22 protein-coding genes are annotated in these 26,108 nt (G+C 75.5%); 12 read left to right on the top strand and 10 right to left on the bottom strand.

Annotation, left to right across the window (positions count from 1 at the left end):
- Positions 1 to 111: 111 nt before the first annotated feature.
- Positions 112 to 1,083 (top strand): phosphotransferase, encoded by a 972-nt coding sequence (locus ACQP6G_RS01475; protein WP_429762395.1) that lies wholly within the window; start codon positions 112 to 114, stop codon positions 1,081 to 1,083.
- A gap of 12 nt (positions 1,084 to 1,095) precedes the next feature.
- On the opposite strand, the gene ACQP6G_RS01470 is transcribed toward ACQP6G_RS01475, so the two are convergent.
- Complete coding sequence (locus ACQP6G_RS01470; protein WP_429762394.1) at positions 1,096 to 1,881, bottom strand: SDR family NAD(P)-dependent oxidoreductase; 786 nt, start codon at positions 1,879 to 1,881, stop codon at positions 1,096 to 1,098.
- Positions 1,882 to 2,036: 155 nt separating this feature from the next.
- Here ACQP6G_RS01470 and ACQP6G_RS01465 point away from each other — a divergent pair, with 155 nt between their 5' ends.
- From ACQP6G_RS01465 to ACQP6G_RS01455, 3 genes are read left to right on the top strand one after another with little or no spacing between them, the layout of a single operon-like run.
- Entirely contained in the window at positions 2,037 to 4,100 is a 2,064-nt protein-coding gene (locus ACQP6G_RS01465; RefSeq protein WP_429762393.1) for a dynamin family protein, read from the top strand.
- Complete coding sequence (locus ACQP6G_RS01460) at positions 4,097 to 5,836, top strand: GTPase (RefSeq protein WP_429762392.1); 1,740 nt, start codon at positions 4,097 to 4,099, stop codon at positions 5,834 to 5,836. The genes ACQP6G_RS01465 and ACQP6G_RS01460 overlap by 4 nt, the downstream gene beginning before the upstream one ends.
- Before the next feature lie 54 nt (positions 5,837 to 5,890).
- Entirely contained in the window at positions 5,891 to 6,394 is a 504-nt protein-coding gene (locus tag ACQP6G_RS01455; RefSeq protein ID WP_429762391.1) for an acyl-CoA thioesterase, read from the top strand.
- 70 nt (positions 6,395 to 6,464) lie between these two features.
- Here ACQP6G_RS01455 and ACQP6G_RS01450 read toward each other — a convergent pair whose 3' ends face one another.
- From ACQP6G_RS01450 to ACQP6G_RS01440, 3 genes are all read right to left on the bottom strand, one after another.
- Positions 6,465 to 7,442, bottom strand: a complete 978-nt coding sequence (locus tag ACQP6G_RS01450; RefSeq protein WP_429762390.1) for a DNA topoisomerase IB — start codon at positions 7,440 to 7,442, stop codon at positions 6,465 to 6,467.
- Positions 7,443 to 7,501: 59 nt separating this feature from the next.
- A complete protein-coding gene (locus ACQP6G_RS01445; protein WP_429762389.1) occupies positions 7,502 to 8,425 on the bottom strand; it encodes an acyl-CoA thioesterase in 924 nt (307 codons plus the stop codon).
- A gap of 61 nt (positions 8,426 to 8,486) precedes the next feature.
- On the bottom strand, positions 8,487 to 8,894 hold the full coding sequence (locus tag ACQP6G_RS01440; protein WP_429762388.1) for a globin: 408 nt from the start codon (positions 8,892 to 8,894) through the stop codon (positions 8,487 to 8,489).
- Between the two features lie 104 nt (positions 8,895 to 8,998).
- Between ACQP6G_RS01440 and ACQP6G_RS01435 the strand changes: the two genes are divergently transcribed.
- Positions 8,999 to 9,247, top strand: coding sequence for a PTS sugar transporter subunit IIB (locus ACQP6G_RS01435; RefSeq protein ID WP_429762387.1), 249 nt, complete (start codon positions 8,999 to 9,001; stop codon positions 9,245 to 9,247).
- Position 9,248: 1 nt separating this feature from the next.
- Here ACQP6G_RS01435 and ACQP6G_RS01430 read toward each other — a convergent pair whose 3' ends face one another.
- Positions 9,249 to 10,310, bottom strand: a complete 1,062-nt coding sequence (locus tag ACQP6G_RS01430; protein WP_429762386.1) for a mechanosensitive ion channel family protein — start codon at positions 10,308 to 10,310, stop codon at positions 9,249 to 9,251.
- A gap of 250 nt (positions 10,311 to 10,560) precedes the next feature.
- On the opposite strand from ACQP6G_RS01430, the gene malQ reads away from it, so the two are divergent.
- The gene (gene malQ, locus ACQP6G_RS01425; protein ID WP_429762687.1) at positions 10,561 to 12,654 is read left to right on the top strand and encodes a 4-alpha-glucanotransferase; all 2,094 of its coding nucleotides are present in this window, start codon (positions 10,561 to 10,563) and stop codon (positions 12,652 to 12,654) included.
- Between the two features lie 204 nt (positions 12,655 to 12,858).
- Positions 12,859 to 13,830: a type IV toxin-antitoxin system AbiEi family antitoxin domain-containing protein gene (locus ACQP6G_RS01420; RefSeq protein WP_429762385.1), complete on the top strand. Its 972-nt coding sequence runs from the start codon at positions 12,859 to 12,861 to the stop codon at positions 13,828 to 13,830.
- A 148-nt stretch (positions 13,831 to 13,978) separates the two neighbouring features.
- Here ACQP6G_RS01420 and pepN read toward each other — a convergent pair whose 3' ends face one another.
- Entirely contained in the window at positions 13,979 to 16,543 is a 2,565-nt protein-coding gene (pepN, locus tag ACQP6G_RS01415) for an aminopeptidase N (RefSeq protein ID WP_429762384.1), read from the bottom strand.
- A gap of 234 nt (positions 16,544 to 16,777) precedes the next feature.
- Here pepN and ACQP6G_RS01410 point away from each other — a divergent pair, with 234 nt between their 5' ends.
- Positions 16,778 to 17,884: a hypothetical protein gene (locus ACQP6G_RS01410; protein WP_429762383.1), complete on the top strand. Its 1,107-nt coding sequence runs from the start codon at positions 16,778 to 16,780 to the stop codon at positions 17,882 to 17,884.
- 100 nt (positions 17,885 to 17,984) lie between these two features.
- Here ACQP6G_RS01410 and ACQP6G_RS01405 read toward each other — a convergent pair whose 3' ends face one another.
- Complete coding sequence (locus tag ACQP6G_RS01405) at positions 17,985 to 19,997, bottom strand: M13 family metallopeptidase (protein WP_429762382.1); 2,013 nt, start codon at positions 19,995 to 19,997, stop codon at positions 17,985 to 17,987.
- A gap of 75 nt (positions 19,998 to 20,072) precedes the next feature.
- On the opposite strand from ACQP6G_RS01405, the gene ACQP6G_RS01400 reads away from it, so the two are divergent.
- Both ACQP6G_RS01400 and ACQP6G_RS01395 read left to right on the top strand, forming a co-directional pair.
- Positions 20,073 to 20,540 (top strand): ribose-5-phosphate isomerase, encoded by a 468-nt coding sequence (locus ACQP6G_RS01400; protein ID WP_429762381.1) that lies wholly within the window; start codon positions 20,073 to 20,075, stop codon positions 20,538 to 20,540.
- A 14-nt stretch (positions 20,541 to 20,554) separates the two neighbouring features.
- A complete protein-coding gene (locus ACQP6G_RS01395; protein ID WP_429762380.1) occupies positions 20,555 to 21,568 on the top strand; it encodes an Fpg/Nei family DNA glycosylase in 1,014 nt (337 codons plus the stop codon).
- On the opposite strand, the gene ACQP6G_RS01390 is transcribed toward ACQP6G_RS01395, so the two are convergent.
- A complete protein-coding gene (locus ACQP6G_RS01390) occupies positions 21,559 to 22,578 on the bottom strand; it encodes an aminoglycoside phosphotransferase family protein (RefSeq protein WP_429762379.1) in 1,020 nt (339 codons plus the stop codon). The genes ACQP6G_RS01395 and ACQP6G_RS01390 overlap by 10 nt on opposite strands.
- Positions 22,579 to 22,580: 2 nt before the next feature.
- Positions 22,581 to 23,885, bottom strand: a complete 1,305-nt coding sequence (locus ACQP6G_RS01385) for a GNAT family N-acetyltransferase (protein WP_429762378.1) — start codon at positions 23,883 to 23,885, stop codon at positions 22,581 to 22,583.
- A 122-nt stretch (positions 23,886 to 24,007) separates the two neighbouring features.
- Here ACQP6G_RS01385 and ACQP6G_RS01380 point away from each other — a divergent pair, with 122 nt between their 5' ends.
- Positions 24,008 to 24,421, top strand: coding sequence for an MGMT family protein (locus tag ACQP6G_RS01380; protein WP_429762377.1), 414 nt, complete (start codon positions 24,008 to 24,010; stop codon positions 24,419 to 24,421).
- Positions 24,422 to 24,442: 21 nt separating this feature from the next.
- Here ACQP6G_RS01380 and ACQP6G_RS01375 read toward each other — a convergent pair whose 3' ends face one another.
- Positions 24,443 to 25,579 (bottom strand): LLM class F420-dependent oxidoreductase, encoded by a 1,137-nt coding sequence (locus ACQP6G_RS01375; RefSeq protein ID WP_429762686.1) that lies wholly within the window; start codon positions 25,577 to 25,579, stop codon positions 24,443 to 24,445.
- A 137-nt stretch (positions 25,580 to 25,716) separates the two neighbouring features.
- On the opposite strand from ACQP6G_RS01375, the gene ACQP6G_RS01370 reads away from it, so the two are divergent.
- On the top strand, positions 25,717 to 26,106 hold the full coding sequence (locus ACQP6G_RS01370) for an MmcQ/YjbR family DNA-binding protein (protein WP_429762376.1): 390 nt from the start codon (positions 25,717 to 25,719) through the stop codon (positions 26,104 to 26,106).
- Positions 26,107 to 26,108 lie beyond the last annotated feature (2 nt).

Raw genomic sequence — 26,108 nt, 5'->3', positions numbered from 1 at the left:
GCACAGCGAGCCAGCACGGCCCGCACGACGCCCCCGGCACCCGTGGTGCCGGGGGCGTCGTGCGTCTGAAATGCGTGGGGTGCGGGACCGCTCGTCGGAGATACTCCTGCGATGACCACGACGACCACCCGCGCCCGCCCCACCTGGCCCGACCTGCCCGCCGCCGTGCGCGCAGGGATCGAGGCGCGGCTGGGGGCGCAGGTGACGGGGTGGACCAGCCACGACGGCGGGTACTCCCAGGGCCTGGCGTCCACGCTGCGCACCGACCGCGGCGCGGCGTTCGTCAAGGCGGTCGGTCCGGAGCACTCCTTCACGGTGGGCCTGTACCGCCAGGAGGCGGAGCGCGTGGCCCTGCTCGGCGACGGCGTGCCCGCGCCGCGCCTGCGGTGGCTCGCCGAGGTCGGCGTCGCCGGGGGCCTCGACTGGGTCGTGCTGGCCTTCGACGCCGTCGACGGGCACGCGCCGGCGCAGCCCTGGCGCGAGTTGGAGCTGCGTGCCGTGCTCGATCTCGCGGTCGAGGTAGGGACGCACGAGGTCGGCGCGGGGGTGCTCCCCGAGTTCGCCGCCGAGCTGCCCGCGCATCTCACCGGGCGGCTCGCGGCGGAGCGCCCGGAGGGCCTCGCGTCGTACGACCCGTGGCTCGCGCAGCACCTGGACCGCCTCGCGACGCTCGAGCTCGAGGCGCCGGCGGCCGTCGCCGGGAACCGGCTCGTCCATGGCGACCTGCGCGGCGACAACGCGCTGCTGGTCGGCGGCGGATCGGGCCGCGGAGCGGCCCGGGTCCGGGCGGTCGCCGTCGACTGGGCGTACCCGGGACGGGGCGCGGCGTTCTGCGACCTGGTGGGCATGCTGCCGGCCGTGCAGGTGGAGGGCGGGCCGGCGCCGGAGGAGGCGCTGCGGCTCCGCCCCCTGCCGGCGGGGACCGACGGGGACGCGGTGACGGCCTACCTCGTCGCGCTCACCGGATACTTCGTGCACTCGTCGCTGCAGCCACCCGTCCCCGGCATCCCGCACCTGCGGGCGTTCCAGCGCGCCCAGGGCGAGGTGTGCGTCGCGTGGCTGCGCCGTCGTCTGGGGGGCTGACCTCGCCGTCGGTCAGGTGGCGACCCGGGCGGCCAGCGGCACGACGAGGGAGCGGGGGAGCAGCCGCCCGAGGCCCGCACCGAACCGGTTGAGCGCCCCGGGAACGACGCTCGACGGCGTGCGTCGCGCGTCGAGCGCGCGGATCCCGGCGGCCACCACCTCGGGAGCCGACTGGAGGCTCGCCGAGGCGGCGAGCGGCGACTCGGCGACATCGAAGAACTCCGTGCGGGTCGGGCCGGGGCACAGGGCGGTGACTCGCACGCCCGTACCGCGCAGCTCGTGGGCCAGCGCCTCGGTGAAGCTCAGCACGAACGCCTTGGTGGCGCCGTACACGGCCATGGTCGGGACGGGCTGGAAGGCCGCCATGCTGGACACGTTGAGGACGAAGCCCCGTCCCGAGGCGGTGATCGGGCCGAGCAGCGCGTGGGTGAGCGACACGACCGCGCCGACGTTGAGCCGGACCTCCCGGTCCAGGCGGTCGCCGTCGGCGTCGACGAAGGCGCCCGAGGTGGCGAACCCGGCGTTGTTGACGAGCGAGTCGACCGTGATCGACCGCTCCTCCAGGAACGAGGTCAGCGCTGCGGCGGCGCCGCCGTCCGCGAGGTCGAGCGGGAGGACGTGCGCGCGCACGCCGAACCCGTCCTCGAGCTCCCGGGCGAGCGCGGCGAGCCGCTCGGCCCTCCGCGCGACGAGGACCAGATGGGAGCCGCGCGCGGCCAGCACCCGCGCGAACTCGGCGCCGAGGCCTGAGCTCGCGCCGGTCACGACGGTGGTGGTCTCGTGCAGGTCGAGGGGCATCAGGCGAGTTCCTTCCGACGGTGGCGGTGACGCCCCACTCTCTCGTGGACGTCCTCACCCGTGGTGTTCGACGCCGGCGCGCCCGCGGACCGGTCGGGTGCGCCCTCTCGGAGGTCGGCTCTGCACGGATCGTCCCTGATGGGCAGACTGGGCACATGACCGACCCGGACACGACCGCCGCCCCCGACCCGCGGGACGAGGCGGCGGCCCGGGGGCTGGTCGACGCGCTCGAGACGCTGCGCGCCCGCCTGGGTGCCCTGCGCCTGCCGCTCGAGACGCCCGGGGTGGGTGCGGCGCGGGCCGACCTGCACCAGGCCGTCGACCAGCTCGACGACTACCTGCTGCCGAGGCTGCGGGCGGAGCGCGCGCCGCTGCTCGTCGTCGTCGGCGGGTCGACCGGCGCGGGGAAGTCCACCCTGGTCAACTCGCTGCTCGGGGAGCCGGTGTCCGCCCCGGGGGTGCTGCGACCTACCACCCGCGCGCCCGTCCTCGTGCACCACCCCCTCGACGCCCGGTGGTTCACCACCGACCGGGTGCTGCCCGGGCTGGCGCGCGTGACCTCGTCGGGCCGTCTGCCAGACACCCCGCCCACCGGGGCGCCAGGGGCGTCCGACAGGTCTCCGGCGCCGACGCACGCGTCAGACGTCGGCCGCACCGGGGTGCGCGGTACGCCTGACATGTCCGGGGCGGAGGGGGCCGCTGCGCTGCGGCTGGTCGCGAGCGAGGCGCTGCCGCAGGGGCTCGCCCTGCTCGACGCCCCCGACATCGACTCCGTGGAGACGGCCAACCGCGAGCTGTCCGCGCAGCTGCTGGGGGCCGCCGACCTGTGGCTCTTCGTCACGACGGCGGCGCGGTACGCGGACGCCGTGCCGTGGGACCTGCTGGGCCAGGCCGCGCGCCGGCGGGCGCAGGTCGCGATCGTCCTCGACCGCGTGGACCCCGGCGCGGAGGTCGTGGCCGACGACCTGCGTCGCATGACGGTGGAGCACGGGCTGGGCGACGCGCGCGTCTTCGTGCTCGGCGAGGCGGCCGAGCAGGGACCCGGAGCCCTGGTGGACGGGCTGCTCCCGGAGGCGGCCGTCGCGGAGGTCGCCACGTGGCTGTCCGGGCTGGGTGGCGACCCCGAGGCGCGGGCACGGGTCATCGCCGCCACGCGAGACGGCGTGGTGGACGACCTGGTGCGGCGCGCGGTCGCCCTCGCCGAGACCGCGGACGGGCAGGAGGTGGCCGACGCCCGGCTGCGCGACGCCGTCCGGCGGTACCACGCGGAGGCGCTGGAGCAGGTGGAGGTGGCGACGTCCGACGGCGCGCTGCTGCGCGGCGAGGTGCTCGCCCGCTGGCAGGACTTCGTCGGGACGGGCGAGTTCTTCAGGTCCGTCGAGGCGGGCGTGGGGCGCGTGCGGGACGCGGTCGTGCGCTTCTTCCGCGGCCGCCCGAAGGAGGCGCCGCAGGTGGAGCAGGCCATCGCGCACGGGCTGGAGTCGGTGATCCTCGACGCGGCGGAGCAGGCCGCCGAGCGCACGTTCGCCGCCTGGCGCAGCGACGGCGCGGGCGCGGCGCTCCTGGACGGCCTCGACCTGGCGCGCGTCCCGGCGGCCCTGCGCACCGAGGTGGCGGAGCAGATCCGGGGCTGGCAGGAGGACGTGCTGGCGCTCGTGCGCGAGCAGGGCGAGTCGCGGCGCGGCACCGCCCGGGCGGTCTCCTTCGGGGTGAACGCGCTCGGCGTGAGCCTCATGGTCATCGTCTTCGCGTCGACCGCCGGCCTGACGGGCGCCGAGATCGGCATCGCCGGCGGCACGGCGATCGTCGCGCAGAAGCTGCTCGAGGCGGTGTTCGGCGACGAGGCCGTGCGCCGCCTCGCGGCCCAGGCCAAGGAGCGGCTGAACGGCCGCGTCGACGCGGTGCTGCGCGGGCAGGCCGCCCGGTACACGGCGCAGCTCGACGCGCTCGGCACGCAGGAGACCGGGGCCGACGGCGTCCGGGACGCCGCCCACCGGGTCGCCGCGGCCGCCCGCGCCGAGCGGGCGGCCCGGTCCGTCCCGACCGAGGGCGTCACCCGGCCGTGGAGCGGCGGGCTGCTGCGCGGCGCCGGCACGTTCCGAGCGCCCGAGGCACCGGCGGGCCCCGGCGAACCGCCCACCGCCGACGAGGCGGCACCCGCCCGGCGGGGCGGCTGGTGGTCGCGCCGCCGGTCCCGGCGCGAGGAGGGCGACCGGTGAGCCGGATCGACCTCGCGGACCGGACCGCGGCGCTGGAGTCGGCCGTCGTCGCGGCGAGCGGCCGCCTCGACCGCGAGCTGCTCGACGACGCGCGCGCCGTCGTGACGCGGGCCCGCGAGCGCGGCGGGCTCTCCGCGGAGCACACGGTCGTGGCGCTCGCGGGCGCCACCGGCTCCGGCAAGTCGAGCGTGCTCAACGCCGTCGCGGGCTCGGAGATCGCGACCGTCGGTGTGCGCCGGCCCACGACGTCCCACGCCGTCGCGGCGGTCTGGGGCGACGGCGCCGGGCCGCTGCTCGACTGGCTTGAGGTCCGGCGGCGCCAGGAGATGCCGACGCCGGCTGACGACGACCCGGGCGACGACTCCGGTGCGGCGCGCCCGCGGCGCGGGCTCGCCCGGCTGCGGGGGAGGCGCGGCCCGGCGGGGATCTCGACCGGTCTGGTGCTGCTCGACCTGCCCGACCACGACTCGGTCGTCGTGGAGCACCGGGTGCGGGCCGAGCGGCTGGTGGAGCGGGCCGACCTGCTGGTGTGGGTCGTGGACCCGCAGAAGTACGCCGACGCGGCGCTGCACGAGCGGTACCTGCGCCCGCTGGCGGGCCGGTCGGAGGTCGTCGTCGTGGTGCTCAACCAGGCGGACCGGCTGTCCGACGCCGAGACCGACGCGATGCTCGCCGACCTGCGCCGGCTGGTCTCCGCGGACGGTCTCGACGGGGCGCGGGTGCTGGCCGTGTCGGCCGCGACGGGGCGGGGGATCGACCAGCTCAAGGGGCTGCTCGCGGAGGCGGCGGCGCGCCGCGAGGCGGCGACCGCGCGGCTCGCGGCGGACGCCCGCGCGGCCGCCCAGCGCATCGCGGACGCGTGCGGGTCCAGCCCGGCGTCGCGCGCGGGGGAGCGGGCGGCCGACGCGCTGGTGGACGCGCTCGAGGCTGCCGCCGGGGTGCCGACGGTCGTCGACGCGGTGGCGGCCGCGCACCGTCGGGACGCCCACCTCGCCACGGGATGGCCGGTCACCCGGTGGGTGTCGCGGCTCAGGCGCGACCCTCTGCGACGGCTCGGGCTGCGGCGCGGCCCCGACGGCACGGCGACCGACGGGTCGGGAACCGCGACGGGGCCCGAGCGACCCGACCTGGTGCGCAGCTCCCTGCCGACGACGCGCCCCGCCGTCCGCGCGGCGTCGGCGTCGGCGGTGCGCCGGTACGTCGACGAGGTGACCGAGGGCGCGCCCGACCCGTGGGTGCTGGTGGCGCGCGACCGGGCGCAGGACGCGATCGACCGGATGCCCGGGGACCTCGACCAGGCGGTCGTCGGCACCCGCCTGGAGGCGGCGCGCAGGCCGCGCTGGTGGGCGGCGGTGGGCGCCGTGCAGTGGCTGCTCCTCGCGGCCGCGGTCGTGGGCCTGCTGTGGCTCGGCGCCGCCGCGGCGGTCGAGTACTTCCGGCTGCCGCCGCTGATCCTGCCGGTGCTCACCGTGGACCTCACGGCCTCGGGCGGCGGGGTGCTCGAGGTGCCGTGGCCCACCCTGCTGGCGATCGGGGGGCTCCTCGCGGGGCTGCTGCTCGCGCTCGTCGCGCGGGTCTTCACGGCGTGGGGCGCGCGGCGTCGTGCGTCGCGCGTGCGCCGCCGGCTGCGCGAGTCCGTCTCGGGCGTCGCGGACCGGCTGGTGCGCGTGCCGGTGGGGGACGAGCTCGCCGCCCTCGCCCGCTGCCGCGCCGCGGCGGCGATCGCAGCCGGCTGACGGCGGTCCCGGGCGATGCCGTTCGGGAGGCGACGCCGTGCGACGATGCGGACCATGACCCGTCTGCACGTGCCCGTCCCCCTGCGCTGGTCGGACCTCGACGCCTACCAGCACGTCAACAACGTCGCGATGCTCCGCCTCCTGGAGGACGCGCGCATCACGGCGTTCTGGCGGCACCCGGAGGCCGCGGACGGCGAGGAGTGGCCCACCGCGGTCCTCGACACCGGCCCGCACGCCACGTCGCACACGCTGGTCGCCGGGCAGCAGATCGAGTACCTGCGGCCGCTCGCCTTCTCCCGCACCCCGGTCCGGGTGGAGATGTGGATCGGCGCGATCGGGGGCGCGAGCCTCGAGGTCTGCTACGAGGTGCACGACGGCGTCCCCGGCGGGTTCGACCGCACCGGCCCGGCGTCCGGCGGCAAGGCGTACGTCAAGGCAGCGACGACGATCGTCGTCGTCGACGCCGCGACCGGCGCCCCGCGGCGCATCGCCGACGACGAGCGCGCGGCCTGGGAGGCCTACCTCGAGGAGCCGGTGGCCTTCCGCCGCCGCGGCTGACCGCGAGGTAGTACGGATCGCGCCGAGGTAGTACGGATCGCGCCGAGGTAGTACCGGTACCACCTCGCGGTCAGCCGAGCAGGTCCAGCACCGCGCGCTCGGCGGCGGAACGTGTGCGCGTCGGGCCGATCGTCTCGCCGTGCTCCCACAGGTCGACCAGGCGCGGGTCGATGTACGACGCGCGGGCGACCGCCGGGGTGTTGCCGAGCTCCTCGGCGACGTCGCGCACGATCTCCGCGACCACCCGCCGCCGCGCCCGCTGCGACCGCGGCGGCGCGCCGACGTCGGCCAGGGCGCGCGCGGCGAGCACGGTGGCGTGCCAGGTGCGGAAGTCCTTCGGCGTCGCGTCGTCGCCGAGGCGCTTCTTGACGTCGGCCTGCACGTCCGCGCTGGTGACGTCGTGCCAGTCGGCCTCGCCGTCCTCCCGCCACGCGAGCAGGTCGTCGCCCCCGCGGCGCCGCTTGAGGGTCGTGACCAGGGACGCGACCACCGGGTCCTCGACGAGGACGTCGCGCAGCTGCCCCGACTTGGCGGGGTAGCGGAAGTGCACGCTCCCGTCGCGCCGCACGGTGGCGTGCTCCTTGCGGATCGTCGCGAGTCCGTAGCTGCGGTGCCTCGCGGCGTAGACCTCCCCGCCGGCGCGGAAGTACGCGTCGTCGAGCAGCCGGAACGCGAGCGCGAGCACCCGGCGGCGGCCGACGCCGTCGCGGCCCAGGTCGCGCGTCACCCCGGCGCGGGCGGCGGGCAGGCGCCGGCCCACGTCGAGCACGTGGTCGTGCTTGCGGCGGGCGCGCCGCGCCTGCCACTCCTCGTGGTACAGGTACTGGCCGCGCCCGGCGTCGTCGCGGCCGAACGCCTGCAGGTGGCCGTCGGCGTACCGGCAGATCCACACGTCGGTCCAGGCCGGCGGCACCGCCAGGCGGGTGCACCGCGCCACCTCGGCCTCGTCGTCCAGGGGCGCGCCCTCGACGTCGAGGAACACCCAGCCGCCGCCCTTCGCGCGGCGCGAGTAGCCGGGAGAGGACGCGGAGACGCGGCGCAGTCGCACGCGCACAGTGTGCGGCGACCGCGCGTTCCCCGCAGCGCCTCGGCCCGTGGCGCCCGACGTCAGCCGGGCAGCCGGATCATGCCCTCCTGCGCGATGCTCGCCACCAGCCGGCCCTCGCGGTCGTACACGCGGGCCAGGCCCAGGCCGCGCCCGCCCTGCGCGCCCGGCGACTCCTGCACGTACAGCAGCCAGTCGTCGGCGCGCGCGTCGCGGTGGAACCACATGGCGTGGTCGAGGCTCGCCATCGGCACGGCGCCGCCGACGTCGATCCACGACCTGCCCGCCTGGCGCAGCACCGGCTCGAGCATGACCTGGTCGCACGCGAAGGCGAGCAGCGCGCGGTGCAGCAGCGGGTCGTCGGACGCGATCGCGTGCCGGGCGCGCACCCACACCTGCTGGGTGGGCTTCGGCTCCGGGTCGGGGCCCAGGTACAGCGAGCCGCCGACGTGCCGCAGGTCGAACGCCGACTCGTGCGACCAGAACTTCGCGGCCGGGTGGTCGATGCCGTGGAGCACCTCGATCGCCGACGGGACGTCCTCCGGCGCCGGGACGCCGGCCGGCACGGGCTCCGCGGCCTCGTAGCCGGGCTGGTCGGTCTGGAACGACACCGTCAGCGACAGGATCGGCTTGCCGTGCTGGATGGCGTGCGTCCGGCGCGCGCTGAACGACCGTCCGTCGCGCAGCCGCTCCACGGCGAAGTCGATCGGTGTGTCCAGGGCGCCCTCGCGCAGGAAGTAGGCGTGCAGCGAGTGGGGCAGCCGGTCGTCGTCCACCGTGCGCCCGCAGGCCAGCAGGGCCTGGGCGAGCACCTGGCCGCCGTACACGCGCCGGCCGGGGCCGGGCACGCTGTCGCCGCGCCACAGGTCGTCCTCGCCGCGCGGGCCCCAGCCGTCGACCTCGCGCAGGTCGAGCGCCGACAGCAGGCGGTCCAGGGCGTCGGGGATGCCCGCGGCGGCGGGCGTGGTGGTGGACGTCTCGCTCACACGCACTCCAGGTCGATTCGCAGGGTGGGTCGCGGGGTGTGCCGCGCGGACCGCGGCGGGGTCACTCGTCGAACGTGTTGATCATGCTGTACGCCGCGCGCTCCAGGTAGTCCCACAGCTGGGACTCGTGGATCGGCGCCAGGTCCAGCGCGTCGACGGCGGCGCGCATGTGCGCCAGCCAGCGGTCGCGGGCGTCCGGGTTGACCTTGAACGGCGCGTGCCGCATGCGCAGGCGCGGGTGGCCGCGCTGCTGGCTGTACGTCGTCGGGCCGCCCCAGTACTGCTCGAGGAACAGCGTGAGCCGCACCTTCGCCGGCCCGAGGTCCTCCTCCGGGTACATGGGGCGCAGCACCTCGTCCGTGGCGACGCCCTCGTAGAACACGTCGACGAGGCGCTCGAACGTGGCGTGCCCGCCGACGGCGTCGTAGAACGTCTCCGGCGGGGTCACGGGTGAAGTCTGGTCCGTCACCGGGCCATCCTCCCAGACACCCGCGGTGCTGCTCCTCCCGCTCGGCGCCCGGGAGCGTTACGCTGGTCACGGACCTGCAACGACGCATTCCACGGGAGGCCCCCATGACCATCGCCCCGCACAAGGCCGACGACATCCTTGCGGCGCTCGGCGGCAGCCGGAACGTCGTCGACCTCGAGCCCTGCATCACGCGGTTGCGGGTCGAGGTGAGCGACCCGGCCCTCGTGGACGACCAGGGCCTCAAGGCGTCGGGCGCGTTCGGCGTGGTGCGCTCGGGCCGCGTGGTCCAGGTCATCGTGGGCCCGGAGGCCGACGACCTCGCCGCTCAGATGGACCCCCTGCTCGTCTCCTGACTCAGCCCTCGGTCCCCTGCTCGATCACCGCCGGCTCGACGTCGGCCGGCGGCAGGAGCACGCCCGCCGCGCGCAGCTCCGCCTGCGCGCGGCGGCGCAGCTCGCGCGAGACCTCCCACTGGTCGCCCGGCCGGGTCTGCGCGTGGAGGGTGAACGACATGGTGATGTCGTAGACGGCGTCCACGCCGCGGACCGACGGCGCCTCGAGCAGCAGCGGGGCCAGCTCCGGGTCGGCCTGCACGCCGTCGGCCGCGCGGCCGAGCGCGGCCCGCACGGTGTCGAGGTCGGCGTCCAGCGGCACCCGGACCTCCGCGACGGCGCGCGACCACTGCTGCGTCATGTTGCCGGCGCGCAGGATCTCGCCGTTGCGCACGTACCAGAGCGTGCCGTCGAAGGCGCGCACCTGCGTGACGCGCAGCTGGACCTCCTCGACCGTGCCGAGCGCGCCCGAGCCCAGGTCGACCACGTCGCCCACGCCGAACTGGTCCTCGACCAGCAGGAAGATGCCGGAGATGAAGTCCTTCACGAGGGCCTGGGCGCCGAAGCCCAGCGCGATGCCGACGACGCCGGCAGAGGCGACCAGCGGGCCCACGTTGACCTGGAGCTCCGCCAGGATCATCAGCGCGATGATCGTGCCGACCACGATGTTGGCCGTCGAGCGCAGCACCGACCCGACGGTGCGTGCCCGCTGCGCGCGCCGCTGGCTGGCCAGCGGGTTCGCCATCGCCAGGGCGTCCTCGACGAACGGCGTGCGCTGCAGGTAGCGGCGCCAGGCGGGGCCGCCCTCGGTGGTCGTCGTGCCCGAGCCGGTGGCGATGCGCTCGGTGACGTGGCCGATCACGCGACGCAGCAGCGCGAGGACGAGCAGCCCCACCACCAGGATGATGAGGATGTGCAGGGGCCAGCCGGTGAACCACTCCCAGAAGGACGAACCGGCGTCCGCGGCGGCCTGGATGGTGTCCTCGACGGCGGACTCGGTGGTCGTCGTGCTCGGGCTGGGCGTGGGGGCGGGGGTCACCGCCGTCGGGGCAGCGGTCCGGAGCGTGGAGATCACGGGGGTCACCCGCCCACGGTAGCGAGCGGGGGCGTCGCGGCGAAACGTCGGCGGGCGTGACGTCGTGCCGCGTGGGCGGACGCCCTGGTGGGACGGGGATGGCAGGATCGTCTCCGTGAGCAAGGACCAGCCGACCACCCCGGACGACGCCCGCGACGAGACCCCGGACGACGCCCGGGACGATACGGGCGGCACGTCCGAGGCGGCGCACGCCGACGAGCCGAGCGCCGAGCTGCGCGAGCTCGCCGAGGCGTACGGCGTGCTCGGCGAGCACCACGGCTTCGGCGGCGAGGTGGTGGTCGCCCCCTCGTCGACCCTCGTGGCCGTGCTGGGCGCGCTGGACGTGCCGGCGGGCACGCCTCAGCAGGTGACGCACAGCCTGCAGCGCGCCCGCGACGACGAGTGGCGGGCCGTCCTGCCGCCCACGGTCGTGGTGCGCGAGGGCGACGGCGCCCAGGTCCCTGTGCACGTCACCGACGGCGCCGCCGTGCACGTCTGGCTCGAGCTGGACGGCGCGGAGCCGGCGGCGCGCGAGCACGCGGTGCGCCGCCGCCGCGACCTGGAGCAGCTCGACGTCCTCGTGGAGCCGCGCTCCGTGGACGGGCGCCGCGTGGGCCGCGCGACGTTCGCGCTGCCGGACGACCTGCCGCTGGGCTGGCACTCGCTGCACGCGCTCACCGAAGGCCACGAGTCCCGCGTCACGGTCGTCGTCACCCCGCGGCGGCTGGAGCTGCCGGCAGGGCTCGAGGACGACCAGTGGTGGGGGTTCCTCCTCCAGCTCTACTCGGTGCGCTCGCGCACGTCGTGGGGTGTGGGCGACCTGGCGGACCTCGCCGACCTGGCGTGGCTGACGGCGCACCGCGCGAGGGCGGACTTCGTCGGCGTCAACCCGCTCTCGGCGACCGAGCCGGTGACCCCGGTGACCCCCTCGCCGTACCTGCCGACCAGCCGGCGGTTCCTCAGCCCGCTGTACGTGCGGGTGGAGGACATCCCGGAGACGGCGTACCTGTCGGCGGCCGACCGCTCCCTCGTGGAGTGGGCGGCCGACCCGGTGCGCGACCTCGTGGCCGATCCCGGTGCGCTGGACCGCGACGCGGTGTGGGAGGCCAAGAAGGCGGCCCTCGAGGTGGTGTTCACCGCGCCGCGGCGTGCCGCGCGCGAGGCCGCGTACCAGGAGTTCGTCGCGGAGGAGGGCGCGGGCCTGCGCGACTTCGCCACGTGGTGCGCGATCGTCGAGCACCTCGGCTCCCGTCCGCGACCTGACGAGCTCGGGGACCCGGCGTCGCCCGCGGTCGCCGCGCTGCGCGAGCAGCTCGCCGAGCGCGTGGAGTTCTACGTGTGGCTGCAGTGGGTGGCCGACGAGCAGAAGCAGACCGCCCAGCGCGTGGCCCGCGAGGCGGGGATGCGGATCGGCATCATGCACGACCTGGCCGTCGGCGCCCACCCCCAGGGCGCGGACGCGTGGGCGCACCGCGACGTGCTCGCCCGCGACGTGTCCGTGGGCGCGCCGCCGGACATGTACAACCAGCAGGGCCAGGCCTGGTCGCAGCCGCCGTGGAACCCGCGGGCCCTGGCGCGCGCGGGATACGCGCCGTACCGCGACATGCTGCGCACGGTGCTGCGGCACGCCGGCGCGCTGCGGGTCGACCACGTGCTGGGCCTGTTCCGGCAGTGGTGGGTGCCCGAGGGGTCGTCGCCGGCCGACGGCGCGTACGTGCGCTACGACCACGAGGCGCTGCTCGGCATCCTGTGCCTGGAGGCGCACCGCGCGGGCGCCGTCGTCGTGGGGGAGGACCTCGGCGTCTTCGAGCCGTGGGTGCGCGACGAGCTCGCCGACCGCGGCGTGCTGGGCACCTCCGTGCTGTGGTTCGAGAAGGAGGACGGCCGCCCCCTGGAGCCGGAGAAGTACCGGCGCGCGTCGCTCGCGACGGTCGGCACGCACGACATGCCGCCCGCCGCCGGGTACCTCGCGGGGGAGCACGTGGACCTGCGGGAGCGCCTCGGGCTGCTCGCCGACGACGCGCAGGAGCTGCGCGCCGCCGCCCGCACCGAGCGCGACCAGGCGGTGCTGGCCCTCGCCGTGCGCGGGCTGGTCTCCGAGCACCCGTCCGAGCGCGAGATCGTGGAGGGGCTCCACCGGTACCTGCGCAAGACGCCCGCCGCCCTCGTGGGCGTGCAGCTCACCGACGCGGTCGGCGAGCGGCGCACGCAGAACCAGCCCGGCACCGACCAGGAGTACCCGAACTGGAAGGTGCCGCTGGCCGACGGGTCGGGCAACGTCGTCCTGGTCGACGACCTCTTCGACAACGCCCGCCTGATCTCCCTGGTGCACGCCGTCCGCACCGCGAGATAGAGAACCTTCCGCCTGAGATAGAGAACTGTTCGGCTCGAGATAGAGAACTGTGCGGCTCGAGATAGAGAACCTCCCGCTCGAGATAGAGACCTGTGTCGGACGAGATGAAACCTGACGCAGTCCACAGGCGAGCGGCCCGGCAGGCTGTCCACAGATCCGCCCTGCGGCGGCCTGCTCTGACAACCGGTGCCCCATCGTGGGCCGATGGAACTCGCCCGCCCGGCTCCGCCGCCGCTCGTACCGCCCACGCTCCCCAGGCTCCTGACCGCGCGGAGCATCCCCGACGCCGAACGCATCGCGGACCTGGAGGACGAGCTGGTGCGGGTGCGTCCCGGCCTCTTCACGACGACGGACCCGGCGTCGCCGGTCGCGATCGCGCAGCGCGACGTCCTGCTCGCCCGGATCGCCGCTGCCCGCGCCCACCTCGACAGCGAGTATTGGTTCAGCCTCGACTCCGCGGCGGCCCTGCACGGGCTCTGGACCTACCGGCTCTCGCGCCGTGTGCACCTCACGCAGCTGTACCCGCCACAGGTCCGCCGCGAGGACGACTCTTGGGACCACCGTTTCCACCTGACGCGCCACTGGACGGCGCTGCCGCTGCGGGACCGCACGCTCGTCAACGGCGTCCCCGTCACGACGATCGAACGGACCGCCGCGGACTGCGCGCGGCTGCTGTCACTGCCGGCGGCGCTCGTGGTGATGGACTGCGCGCTGCACCACCGGGCGGACCGTGAGCTCATCGCGCGCATCATCGACGAGTCGCGGGGTAAGCGCGGCGTCGTGCAGGCACGCCGCGTGCTCTCCCTGGCCGATGCTGGCTCCGAGTCACCGGGCGAGAGCCTCACCCGTCTGGCCGTGATCGACTGCGGGCTGCCCCGACCGTCGACGCAGATCCCGGTGGAGACCACGCTCGGAACCAAGTGGATCGACCTGGGTTGGGAAGAACCCAAGGTCGGGATCGAGTTCGACGGCGAGGTCAAGTACACCGATCTCGCCGATGGCGACCCGGACGCCGTGCGACGTCGTGAGCGCGAGCGTCACGAGGCGATTGAGGCCGAGGGCTGGAACCTCGTGCGCAACGCGTGGCCCGACATCGACGCGCCGCACGGCTTCGACGTCCGCGTCCGGCGTGCACTCGCGGGGAGGTGGCGCCTTCTGCCCGACCGTGACGACTGACCGAAAGACCGTCGTCCGGGACGCCGATGCCCCTCGAGACCTGGTCTCGAGGGGCATCGGCATGTCCGGTCGAGATCTCGCGGACCTCGCCTCTCTATCCCGCAGCTCCCGCCTCTCTACCTCGGCGGGGCGGTTCTCTATCTCGCGGTCAGGCGTCGACGGCCTGGGCGGCGAGCGCGCGCTCGGTGCCGGCGAGCTGCTCCACGACCATGCGGCGCAGGGCCGCGGGGGCGTCGGCGTTCGCGTCCAGCCAGCCGCGCACGGCGTCGCGCAGCGCGGCCGACGCGAGCGGCGCCGGGTAGAGCCCCTCGATGAGCTCCTCCGCGATGTGGTAGCTGCGCGTGGTCCAGATCGGCAGCAGCGCGTCGACGTAGCGGGCGGCGAACGGCTCGAGCACGGCCGGGTCGGTCACGTGCACGAAGCCGGCGGCCGTGGAGCGGATGATCGCGTTCGGCACGTCCGCCCGGTCGACGACGGACGCGAACGCGGCCTCCTTGCCCGCGACAGTCGGCGTCGCCGCACGCGCCCGGGCGGCCGCCTGCCGGCCGGTGGCCGTGTCGTCCTGCGCGAGGGCCGCGTCGATCTCGGCCTCGTCGGCCGCGCCGAGCAGCACGAGGCTCTCCAGCAGCTCCCACCGCAGGTCGGTGTCCACGGTGAGCCCGTCGAGCGCGACCGTGCCGTCGAGCAGGCCCCGCAGCGGGGCGACGTGGTCCGGCGTCGACGCGAGCTGCGCGAGGAACTTCACCAGCTGCAGCTGCAGGTCGGAGCCCGCGGCCGCCTCCTGCGCGAGGCCCCAGAGCCGGTCGCCGATCCGCGCCAGCGTGGCGGCGCGACGCTCGGGCGCCACGTACGAGCGGGCGGCCAGGCCGAGCTGGTTCAGCGTGGTGCGGACCGTCGTCGACTCCGTCTCGGCGGCGATGTTGCCGAGCACGAGGTCCACGTACGACGACGCCGGCGTCTCGCCGTCGCGCACTGCGTCCCACACGGAGCCCCACACGAGGGACCGGGCCAGCGGGTCGGAGATCCGCGACAGGTGCTCCACGGCCGCCGCGAGCGACGCCTCGTCGAGGCGGATCTTCGCGTACGCGAGGTCCTCGTCGTTGAGCAGCACGAGGGCCGGGCGCTCGCGGCCCACCAGGTCCGCGACCTCGGTGCGCTCGCCGTCGACGTCGATGACCACCTGGTGCGTGCGGGTCAGCACCCCGTCGACGAGGTCGTAGAAGCCGATCCCGAGCCGGTGCGGGCGGATGGTCGGGTAGTCGGCCGGGGCCGACTGCAGCACCGCGAAGCCGGTGATGCGGCCCTCGGCGTCCACCTCGATCTCGGGGCGCAGGGTGTTCACGCCGGCCGTCTCGAGCCAGGCCTTCGACCAGGCGGTCAGGTCGCGGCCGCTGGTGGCCTCGAGCTCGACCAGCAGGTCGCTCAGCTCGGTGTTGGACCAGGCGTGCTTGCGGAAGTACGCGGAGACGCCGGACAGGAACTCGTCCCGCCCGACCCACGCCGCGAGCTGCTTGAGCACGGACGCGCCCTTGGCGTACGTGATGCCGTCGAAGTTGACCTGCACGTCCTCGAGGTCGCGGATCTCGGCGACGATCGGGTGCGTGGAGGGCAGCTGGTCCTGCCGGTAGGCCCACGTCTTCTCCATCGCGGAGAACGTGGTCCAGGCGGCCTCCCACTCGGTGGCCTCGGCGGTCGCGAGCGTGGACGCGTACTCCGCGAACGACTCGTTGAGCCAGAGGTCGTTCCACCACTTCATGGTGACCAGGTCGCCGAACCACATGTGGGCCAGCTCGTGCAGGATCGTCACGACGCGGCGCTCGCGGACGGCGTCGGTCACCTGGGAGCGGAAGACGTACGACTCGGTGAACGTGACGCAGCCCGGGTTCTCCATCGCGCCCATGTTGTACTCGGGCACGAAGAGCTGGTCGTACTTGTCGAACGGGTACGGCACGCCGAACGTCGACTCGTAGAACTCGAAGCCCTTGCGGGTGGTCTCCATGATGTAGTCCGCGTCCAGGTGCTCGGCGAGCGAGGAGCGGCAGAAGACGCCGAGCGGGATCGTGCGGCCGTCGGAGGACGTCAGCTCGCCCCGCTGCACGGCGTAGGGGCCGGCGACGAGGGCCACGAGGTAGGACGAGATGCGCGGCGTCGGCTCGAACGTCCAGGTCGCGGCCGGGACGTCGGCGTCCGTCGCGTGCGTGGCCGGCGTCGGTTCCGGCGTCGGCTGGTTCGAGACGACCTGCCAGGCCGCGGGCGCCGTGACGGTCACCTGGTAGGGCGCCTTGAGGTCGGGCTGCTCGAAGGTCGCGAAGACGCGGCGGGCGTCCGGCACCTCGAACTGGGTGTAGAGGTAGACCTCGCCGTCCACCGGGTCGACGAAGCGGTGCAGGCCCTCGCCGGTGTTCATGTAGGCGCAGTCGGCGACGACGCGCAGCTCGTTCGTCGCGGCCAGGCCGGTCAGGGCGATGCGCGAGTCGGCGAACACCTCGGCCGGGTCCAGGGCGACGCCGTTGAGCACGACCTCGCGCACCGACGGCGCGACCAGGTCGACGAACGTGCTCGCGCCGGGGGTGGCGGAGAACCGGATGACGGTGGTGGACGCGAACGTGGTCGGTCCGGTGGTGAGGTCGAGGTCGACGGCGTACGACTCGACGTCGGTGACGACGTCGGCGCGCTCGATCGCCTCGGCGCGGGTGAGGTTCTCTCCGGGCACGGGTTCTCCCTTGTCTCCAGGTGGTGCAGCGCGTGATGGGCGCGCAGGCTCGCGCACGATGATGCCACCTCGGGCCTGCCGGGACGCACGGGATTCCCGGCCTCGGCCGCGCACGGGGCGGGGGCGGGTTCGACCGCCGAGACCCGATCGTGACATCCTGCCCGGTGCGTCGCCGCCGTGCGGGTCCCCGCCACCCGGCGCACGACGCCCGAGGAGTGACTGGAGGGAGTCCAGATGTCCGGCACCGTTCCGCCGCCCCCGCCGGGGTCCGACGGCAGGCCGTCGACCGTGCCGTCGAGCGTGCCGCCGGCAGTGCCGCCGACGTCGCCGGCCACCGGGGTGCGCCGCGTCGCGTCCGCGTACCAGCGCCCGGTCGGCGCCGACCCGGTGGCCGAGGTGCCGCTGCAGCAGGTCACGGCGCCCGCGCCCGCCACGCCCCCCGCGGGGGCGGCGACGGTGCACGCCCCCGTGCCCCCGCCCCCGGACGCCGGGGTCACGGCGCCGCAGGTGTCGCAGCAGCAGGCCGCGTACCCGCCGGCCGCCCAGCACACCCAGCAGCTGCCGCCGGCCTACGCGGCACAGCCGGCGCACGCGCCCCAGCCCGCCTACGCGCCCCAGCCCGCCTACGCGCCCCAGCCCGCCTACGCCGCGGCCCCGGTCCCTGCCGTGGAGGCGACGCAGGTGCACCCGCCGTACGCGCAGCCTGCGCCGCAGGCCGCGGCCGGGTACGCGGCTCCGGCGGGGTACGCCGCGCCGGCGGCGGTCGGCGCGCCACCGCCCCCGCCCGCCGCGCCGCGCCGACGACGTCGGCTCTCGGCCGGGTGGATCGCGTTCATCGCGGTCGACGTGGTGCTCATCGTGACGATGGTGGTGCTCGCCGTGCAGATGTTCGGCGCGCCGTCGCCCACCGCTCCGCAGGCGGGCGGCGCCCCCGTGGCATCGCAGGAGCCGTCGGCGTCCGCGTCCGAGGAGGCGCCGATGCAGGGCGAGGTGCTCGCGCGGTTCGCGGCCCCGTCGAAGAACATCACGTGCTCGATCTACGACGACGGCGTCTCCTGCGGGATCGCCCAGCTCAACCAGCAGCCGGCCCCGATGGAGGGCTGCGACGGGACCACCGGGTACGTGGTGACGGTCGACGGCGAGGGGAAGGTCGCGCAGCCGTGCGTCCCGAAGGACCAGCAGCCGAAGGCCGCCGGGGACGACGCCGACGTCCTGGAGTACGGCGACTCGATCACCGAGGGCGACTACACCTGCACCAGCGAGGACACGGGCATGTCGTGCACGCACGACCCCACCGGCAACGGCTTCTCGCTCGCCCGGGCGGGCATCGGCACCAGCTGACCCCGCCGGCCCCGGCCGGGTCCTGAGACGACCCCCGACGCGGCGAGGCCGCCGACCGTCCTCCGGTCGGCGGCCTCGCCGCGTCAGGACGTCCGGCGGGTCACCAGATGCGCACGCGCTCCTCGGGGGCGAGCCACAGGGCGTCGTCGGGGCCCACGCCGTAGGTGGCGTGGAACTCGTCGATGTTGCGGATCACGCCGTTGCAGCGGAACTCGTTGGGGGAGTGCGGGTCCGTGGCGATGCGCCGCACCACCTCCTCGTCGCGACCCTTGGACTGCCACACCTGCGCCCAGCCGAGGAAGACGCGCTCCAGACCGGTGAGGCCGTCGACGACGGGCGCGTCGTCCAGCGTCGTGCCGAGCGCGATGCGGTACGCCTTGATCGCGATGGACAGCCCGCCGAGGTCGCCGATGTTCTCGCCGATGGTCAGCGCGCCGTTGACGTGCGGTCCGTCCGCAGCCAGCTGCGCCGGGCGGAAGGCGTCGTACTGCGCGATGAGGGCCTGGGTGCGCTTCTCGAACTCGGTGCGGTCCGTCTCGGTCCACCAGTCCTCGAGGCGGCCGTCGCCGTCGTACTTGGAGCCCTGGTCGTCGAAGCCGTGGCCGATCTCGTGCCCGATGACGCCGCCGATGCCGCCGTAGTTCACGGCGTCGTCGGCCTCGGGGTCGAAGAACGGCGGCTGCAGGATCGCCGCCGGGAAGACGATCTCGTTCATGCCAGGGTTGTAGTAGGCGTTGACCGTCTGCGGCGTCATGAACCACTCGTCGCGGTCGATCGGGCGCCCGATCTTGCCGAGCTCGTGGTCCTGCTCGAACGCGTGCGCGCGACGCACGTTGCCGACCAGGTCGGCGGCGTCGACCTCGAGGGCGGCGTAGTCGCGCCACTTCACCGGGTAGCCCACCTTGGGCGTGAACCGCTCCAGCTTGGCGAGCGCCTTCACCTTCGTCTCGGGCGTCATCCAGTCCAGCGCCTCGATGGACTCGCGGTACGCAGCCACGAGGTTCGCGACGAGCGTGTCCATCCGCTCCTTGTGCTCCGGCGGGAAGTGGCGGGCCACGTACTGCTCGCCCACGGCCTCGCCGAGCGCCCGCTCGACGAGCGCGACGCCGCGCTTCCAGCGGTCGCGCACCTCCTGGGCGCCCGACAGCGTGCGGCCGTAGAAGTCGAAGTTGGCGTCGACGGTTGCGTCGTCCAGGTAGGCCGCGCGGGCGGTGACGAGGTGGTAGGCGGCCCAGAGCCTCCAGTCGGAGAGCGGCTCGGTCCGCCACAGCTCGGCGAATCCGGTCGCGAACGACGGCTCCCGCACCACCAGGGCGTCCAGCGAGCCGGCGGGCGCGCCGAGCGCCGCCCCCCACGCCCGCCAGTCGAAGCCGGGCGCCCGCTCGACGAGGTCGGCGAGCGTCATCGGGTTGTAGGTGAGGTCGGCGTCGCGGTCGCGCACCACGTCCCAGTGGTGGGCGGCGAGCTTCGTCTCGAGGGCGAGCACGCGCTGCGCGGCGTCCTCGGGGTCGGCGCCCCACCCGGAGGTGGCGCTGACGCCCGCGATGCGCAGCATGCGTGCGAGGTGCGGCAGGTACTTGTCGCGGACGGGCGCGTACTGGTCCTCGCGGTAGTACGCCTCGTCGGGCAGGCCGAGGCCGCCCTGCACGAGGTAGGTCACGTAGGTCTCGGGGTCCTTGGCGTCGTTGTCGACGTAGAAGGCGACGGCGCCGCCCCCGCCCGTGCGCTGCAGGGCGCCGAGCACGTCGACCAGCTCGGCGGGCGACGTCGCCGCGGCGATCTGCCCCAGCTCTGCGGCGATCGGCTCCGTGCCGAGCTGCTGGACGCGGTCGGCGTCGAGGAAGCTCGCGTACAGCGCGCCGATCTTCGCGGGGGTGGACGCGGGGTCGAGGTCGTCGGTGGCGGCGAGGTCGGTGATGATCTCCCGCACGCGCTCCTCCGACAGGTCGTGCAGCGCGCGGAACGCGCCGTCCATGGCGCGGTCGGCGGGGATCTCGTGCTGGGCGATCCAGCGCCCGTTGACGTGGCGGTACAGGTCGTCCTGCGGTCGGACGGCCTGGTCGAGGGCGCTGAGGTCGATGCCGGACCGCAGCCCGGTGGCGTCGGCAGTCATGGCGTCACCCTACGGCGCGCCGCCCACGTGCGGCGCGGGTCGAACCCCGCGGGCGACCTGGGGGAGAATGTGGTCATGCGTCTGCACATCGCCGCCGATCACGCCGGCTACGAGCTCAAGACCCACCTCGTCGACCACCTGCGCGCCGCCGGGCACGACGTCGTCGACCACGGCGCCCACGAGTACGACCCGCAGGACGACTACCCGGCCTTCTGCATCGCCGCGGGCGAGGCCGTCGTCGCGGAGCCCGGCTCGCTCGGCATCGTCATCGGGGGCTCGGGCAACGGGGAGCAGATCGCGGCGAACAAGGTCGTCGGCGTGCGCGCCGTGCTGGCCTGGTCGCTGGAGACGGCGACGCTCGGTCGTCAGCACAACGACGCCAACGTCATCGCCGTGGGCGGCCGGATGCACAGCGTCGAGGAGGCGACGTCGTTCGTCGAGGCGTTCGTCGCGGAGCCCTTCAGCGGCGACGCCCGCCACCAGCGCCGCATCGACAAGCTGGCCGCGTACGAGGCGTCGCACGACGTCTCCGCCATCGCCTGACCCGACCGCCCGACGTGCCAGAGGGTCACACCGTCCACCGCCTCGCGCGGGCGCTGGACGGGCTGTTCGGCGGCGAGACGCTCGCCGTGTCCAGCCCGCAGGGCCGGTTCGCGGGCGGCGCCGCGCTGCTCGACGGCCGCCGGCTGGTGGCCGCGGAGGCGTGGGGCAAGCAGCTCTTCTGCGGCTTCGCGCACGACCTGTCAGACGCCTGGCCCACCGGGGTGGACGGTACGTCTGACAGGGCGGGAGACGTGCGCTGGCTGCGGGTGCACCTGGGGCTGTACGGGGCGTGGTCGTTCGCCGGCGACGGCAGCGCCGACGTGGTGCACGCGATCGGCGCGCCGCGCCGTCGCATCGGGGAGCGCGAGTCGACGCCGGCCGACGGAGGCGAGGCGGGTGTCGCCGTCGACGCCACGGGGGAGTGGGCGCCGCCCGCCCCGCGCGGCGCCGTCCGGCTCCGGCTGCTGGGCGCGCACGCCGTCGCCGACCTCACCGGGCCGACGGCGTGCGAGGTGCTCACCGGCGCGGAGAAGGCCGCCGTCGAGGCGAGGCTCGGGCCGGACCCCGTCCGCCACGGAGGTGACGCGGCCCGCACGGCGTTCGTCGAGCGCGTGCGGCGCTCGCGCGTGACGGTCGGCCAGCAGCTCATGGACCAGGCGGTGATCGCCGGGGTCGGCAACATCTACCGGGCCGAGGCGCTGTTCCGTGCCGGCGTGGACCCGCTGCGCCCGGGCCGCGACGTGCCGGCGGCGGTGCTCGCCGCGGTCTGGGACGACCTGGTCGTGCTCATGCGCGACGGCGCCGACCGCGGGGCGATCGTCACCACCCGGCCCGAGCACCGGGTGGCGGACGGCGGCGGCCGGGTCACCCGGCAGAACACCGACGGCGACGCCGACGCCGTGCCCCGGGACGCGTCGTTCTACGTGTATCACCGCGACGGCCTGCCGTGCCGCGTCTGCGGTGCCCCGGTGCTCAGCAAGGAGCTCGCCGGTCGCAACCTCTTCTGGTGCGACGTCTGTCAGGTCTGAGGACCCGGCACCGGATCCAGCACCGTCGCCAGGTGCCGACCCGGTGCCTCGCCCCAGTCCGCCCACTCGGCCTCGGTGGCCTCGGCCAGCGCGCCGCACCACGTCCAGGCGCGGTTGACGGCGTGCGTGACGCCGGCCGCGCGTCGCAGGTCGTCCCACGCCGGGGCGTCGTCCGCCGCGCCCACCGGGGGCAGGCCCCGCGCGGCGCACCAGACGTCCCACGCGCGGCGGTACGCCCGCTCGACGGGTTCCCAGTCGGCGCCCCCGTCGCGGGCGACCGCGGACGACACCTCGAGCACCTCGAGCGGGTGCGCCCACTGCGCGTCGCCGAGGTCGAACACGCGCAAGGCGCCGTCGACCTCGAAGACGTTGCCCGGGTGCAGGTCGCCGTGCTGCAGGCTGCTCGGCAGCGGGCTCGCCGCCAGGGTCGCGGCCGCCGTGGCCACCGCGTCGCGGGCCGCGTGGAGGCGCTCGAGCGTGCGTTGGTCCGGCCGGGCGGGGTGGCCGGCCGGGACGCCCTGCAGCAGGGCGAGGACCGCGTCGAACCGGGCCGGCACCGTGCCGGGGGAGCAGTCGGGGAGTCCGGTGGCACGCAGCGCGTCGCCGTGCCCGAGGAGCTCCTGCTGCAGGTGCGCGGATCGCGTCAGCAGCGCGTCCCAGTCGGACCCGGTGGGCTCCCGGCGGTCGCGGAGCGTGGCGCCGCGGTCGGCCGTGAGCATCCACCCGCGGTCGGCGTCGACGGCGGCCGGGGCGTCCGCGGCGTCGGGGGCGACCTCGGCCAGCAGCGCCTGCAGTGCGGGCTCGAAGGACGACGAGCGGCAGGTGGCCTTGAACCAGTACCGGCCCGAGTCCGTGGCGACGACGAGCTGCGTGGACCACGGCCGCACGCGCGGCTGCTCGGGCGGGGCGAGGACGCGCACGCCGCGGCGGGCGAGGACGGCGGTGATCCAGGCCGTGGCCTCGGCGCGCCAGGCGTCCGACGTGACCGTGTCCGAGAACGCCGCCGCCACGGTCAGAACACCCAGCCGCAGGCGGGGGCGAGCGGCCAGCCGAACGCCGCGCTCGTGCGGCCGAGCGCGCCGGCCGACCGCTCGTCGACGAGCCCGGCGCCGGCGAGCGTCACGAGCGACGTGCCGCCCAGGTAGGCGGCGCCGAGCTCGCGCACGTCGAGCCGCAGGTCGGGTTCCGCGTCGGTGCGCTCGCACGTCGCCGCCCCGAACGCCGTCGCCCGCAGGCGCCACGACCCGGCGTTGTCGGCCACCCGGGGGTCGTCGACCCCGAGCACGACGTCGACGTCGGCCTGGTAGCGACGGCCCGCGAGCGCGCCGGGCACGTCGACGACGCGCACCCACACGTTGTCGGCGACGCGGGCGCCCGCGGCCCGCGGGTCGACGAGGAGGCTCATGACCGCGTCGTCGACCGGCAGCAGGAACGGGTCCGTGCTGCCCATGAGGTCGAGGTCGAGCAGCACGCCCCACAGGGACCGCGCCGCGGCGGCGTCGAGGGCCACGACGTCGCCCAGGTGCACGGTGCCGCGCGGACCGGTGACCTGCCAGTCCAGGGTGCGGCGGAACGTCGCGTAGCCGCGCGCCTCGCCGTCGCGCTCCACGACGACGATCCGCAGCGACTCGCGCCCGGCCGCCCGGAACGACTTCGGGTCCGCCCAGTAGCTCTCCCACAGCGCGTCGGTCTCCCGAGCGGCCCAACCGGGCCGGTTGATCCCCGCCGGGCCGGCGGGCAGGCCCGGAGCGCGGTGCAGGCGGGCGACGAGGTCGCCGTGGCGCGCGCGGTCGGCGTGCTCCACGCGCACGGTGTGGTCCGCGGCGCCGGGGACGTCGCGCAGCGCCGCGCCCCGCGGGACGGTGATGCGCAGGTCGTCGGCCGCCTTGCCGTACCCGAACCGTCCGTAGATGGCGGCCTCGGCGGCGAACAGCGCGGACAGCGGCTCGCCCCTCCGCCGGCACGCGTCGAGGTGATCGTCGATCATGGCGGTGAGCAGCCCGCGGCGGCGGTGCTGCGGGTGCACGCCCACCCAGGTCAGCCCCGCCGTCGGCAGGGTGGCGCCCGGCACGGGGAAGCGGGAGAACGGGTACGACGCGTGGATCGCGGCGAGACCGTCGCCGGGCGCGCCCTCTACCTCGACGCCGACCGCCCGCTCCCACGTCAGGGGCAGCGGCAGGTCGTCGAACTCCGCCACCGAGTGCGGGTCGGGGAAGGCCCAGGTGTCCAGGTCGAGCAGCGCGCCGCGGTCGTCGGCGGTGAGCGTGCGGCTGCGGTAGCCGGCGGGCAGGGCTGAGCGGGAGCGGTCGGAGGTCACCTGCCGATCGTGGCCCGGTCCGGGGCGCTGGGCCAGCGGATTTCCGGACCGCCGGACGGGCCACCGGGCGACCCACGGTACGGTCCGCCGCCGAGGTCGGCGGTGGGCCGTAGGGTCGCGGTGTGCCAGCCCGCGCCTCGACGTCCGACGAACCCCTCGACGCCCCCGACGAGTACGCCGCAGAGGTGCTCGCCCTGGTGCGCCGCATCCCGTCCGGCCGCGCCATGACGTACGGCCTGATCGCCGAGATCGTCGGCGAGCAGCTCGGGCGCGGCGGGCCTCGACAGGTCGGGAACGTCATGGCCGGCTCCGGCGACCGCTACGCGCACCTCGTGCCGGACGGCGCCGCCGTGGTCGGCCCCGTGCAGGACAACCACCCCGTGCCCTGGTGGCGCGTGGTGAACGCGTCCGGCGCCCCGCCGGCGCGGCACCTCACCGCGGCCCTCGACGCGCTGCGGGCCGAGGGCTGCCCGCTCTCCCGCGACGGCCGGCGCGTGGACCTGCGCCGGGCCGTCTGGTTCCCGCAGGAGCGCTGAGCCCAGGAGGGCCGACGGCCGTCAGGCCTTCTTCGGCGCCACGCGGGCGGCGGCCGCGCCGGCGGTCGCGCGCACGCGAGCACCCAGGGGAGTGCCGCCGTCCGCGTCCTTGCGGGCCGCCTGTGCCGCGGCGAGCACCGTGAGCATCGACGACGGGTCGCCCTGCAGCAGCATCGTGGTCAGCGCCGTGCCGTCCCAGCGGGCCAGGTCGCGCGCGACCTTGTCCGCCGGGCCGACCAGCGCGACCTCCTCGACGAGCTCGGTCGGCACGGCGCGCGCGGCGTCCTCCCGGCGGCCCGCGAGGAACAGCGCCTGGACCTCGTCGAGCTCGGTCGCGTAGCCGAGGCGGTCCAGCGACGCCTTGTGGAAGTTGGCCTCCTTCGAGCCCATGCCGCCGGCGTACAGCGCGATGTGCGGGCGGATGACGTCCGCCGCGGCCTCGACGTCGTCGCGCACGACCACGGGCACGGTCGCGAGCACCTCGAACGCGGACGACGGCGCGCGCTCGTCGGAGCGCTGCGCGAACCCGGACGCCAGCAGCTCGCGGTGCTCGGCGTCGGCCCGCGGCGCGTAGAAGCCCGCCATCCAGCCGTCGGCGATCTCGGCGGCGAGCGTCACGTTCTTCGGGCCCTGGGCCGCCAGCACGATCGGGATGTCGGCGCGGCGGGGGTGCACGGTCGGCTTGAGGGCCTTGCCGAGGCCGGTGGCGCCGGGAGCGTCCGCGGGGAGCGGGAGGCGGAAGAACTCGCCGTCCGCGGTGACCGGGCGCTCGCGGGCGAAGACCTGGCGCACGACGTCGACGTACTCGCGGGTGCGCGCCAGCGGGCGGCGGTACGGCTGGCCGTACCAGCCCTCGACAACCTGCGGCCCGGAGGCCCCGAGCCCGAGCACGAACCGGCCGCCCGAGAGGTGGTCGAGGGTGATCGCCTGCATGGCCGTCGCCGTCGGGGTGCGGGCCGCCATCTGCGCGATGCCGGTGCCGAGCCGCAGGCGGCGGGTGCGGGAGCCCCACCAGGCGAGCGGGGTGAACGCGTCGGAGCCGTACGCCTCCGCGGTCCAGACCGAGTCGAGGCCCAGCGCCTCGGCCGCGACGAGCGCGGGCACGATGCCCTTCGGGGGCTTGCGGGACCAGTAGCCGGTCTGGATGCCGATGCGCAGGGTGCTCATGGGGCGGGGTGCTCCTCGTCGAGATGGTGCGGTCGTGCCGATGTGTCCGGTACCGGGAGTACGGGGTAATGCCCGTCACACCTTAGCCGACGTCGTGCGTGCGACGGGACCGACAGTAGGTTCGGGGGATGGCGACGATCGACGACGCGGCCCGCCTCGCCGCGGGGCTGCCTGAGGTCACCGAGACGACGACGTTCCGGAACCGGGCGTGGGCGGTGTCCGGACGGGTGTTCTCCTGGCTGCGGCCGTTCAGCAAGGCCGACGTGCGGCGGTTCGGGGACGAGCCGGTGCCGGACGGGCCGATCCTCGCCGTCATGGTCGACGACCTCGGCGAGAAGGAGGCCGTGCTCGCCGCGCGCCCGGAGACGCTGACGATCCCGCACCTGGACGGCGTGCCCGTCGTGCTCGTCCGGCTCGAGGCGGTCGACGGCGCCGTGCTGCGCGAGCTCCTCGTCGACGCCTGGCTCGCCAAGGCGCCGCGCCGCGTGGCGGCCGCCCACCCGGAGCTGCTCGCCTGAGG

It is taken from the genome of Isoptericola nanjingensis (assembly GCF_050311635.1).
GTDB lineage: Bacteria > Actinomycetota > Actinomycetes > Actinomycetales > Cellulomonadaceae > Isoptericola > Isoptericola nanjingensis.
The sequence above is the reverse complement of the archived record's forward strand: the minus strand, read 5'-3'. Positions and strand labels throughout refer to the sequence as shown.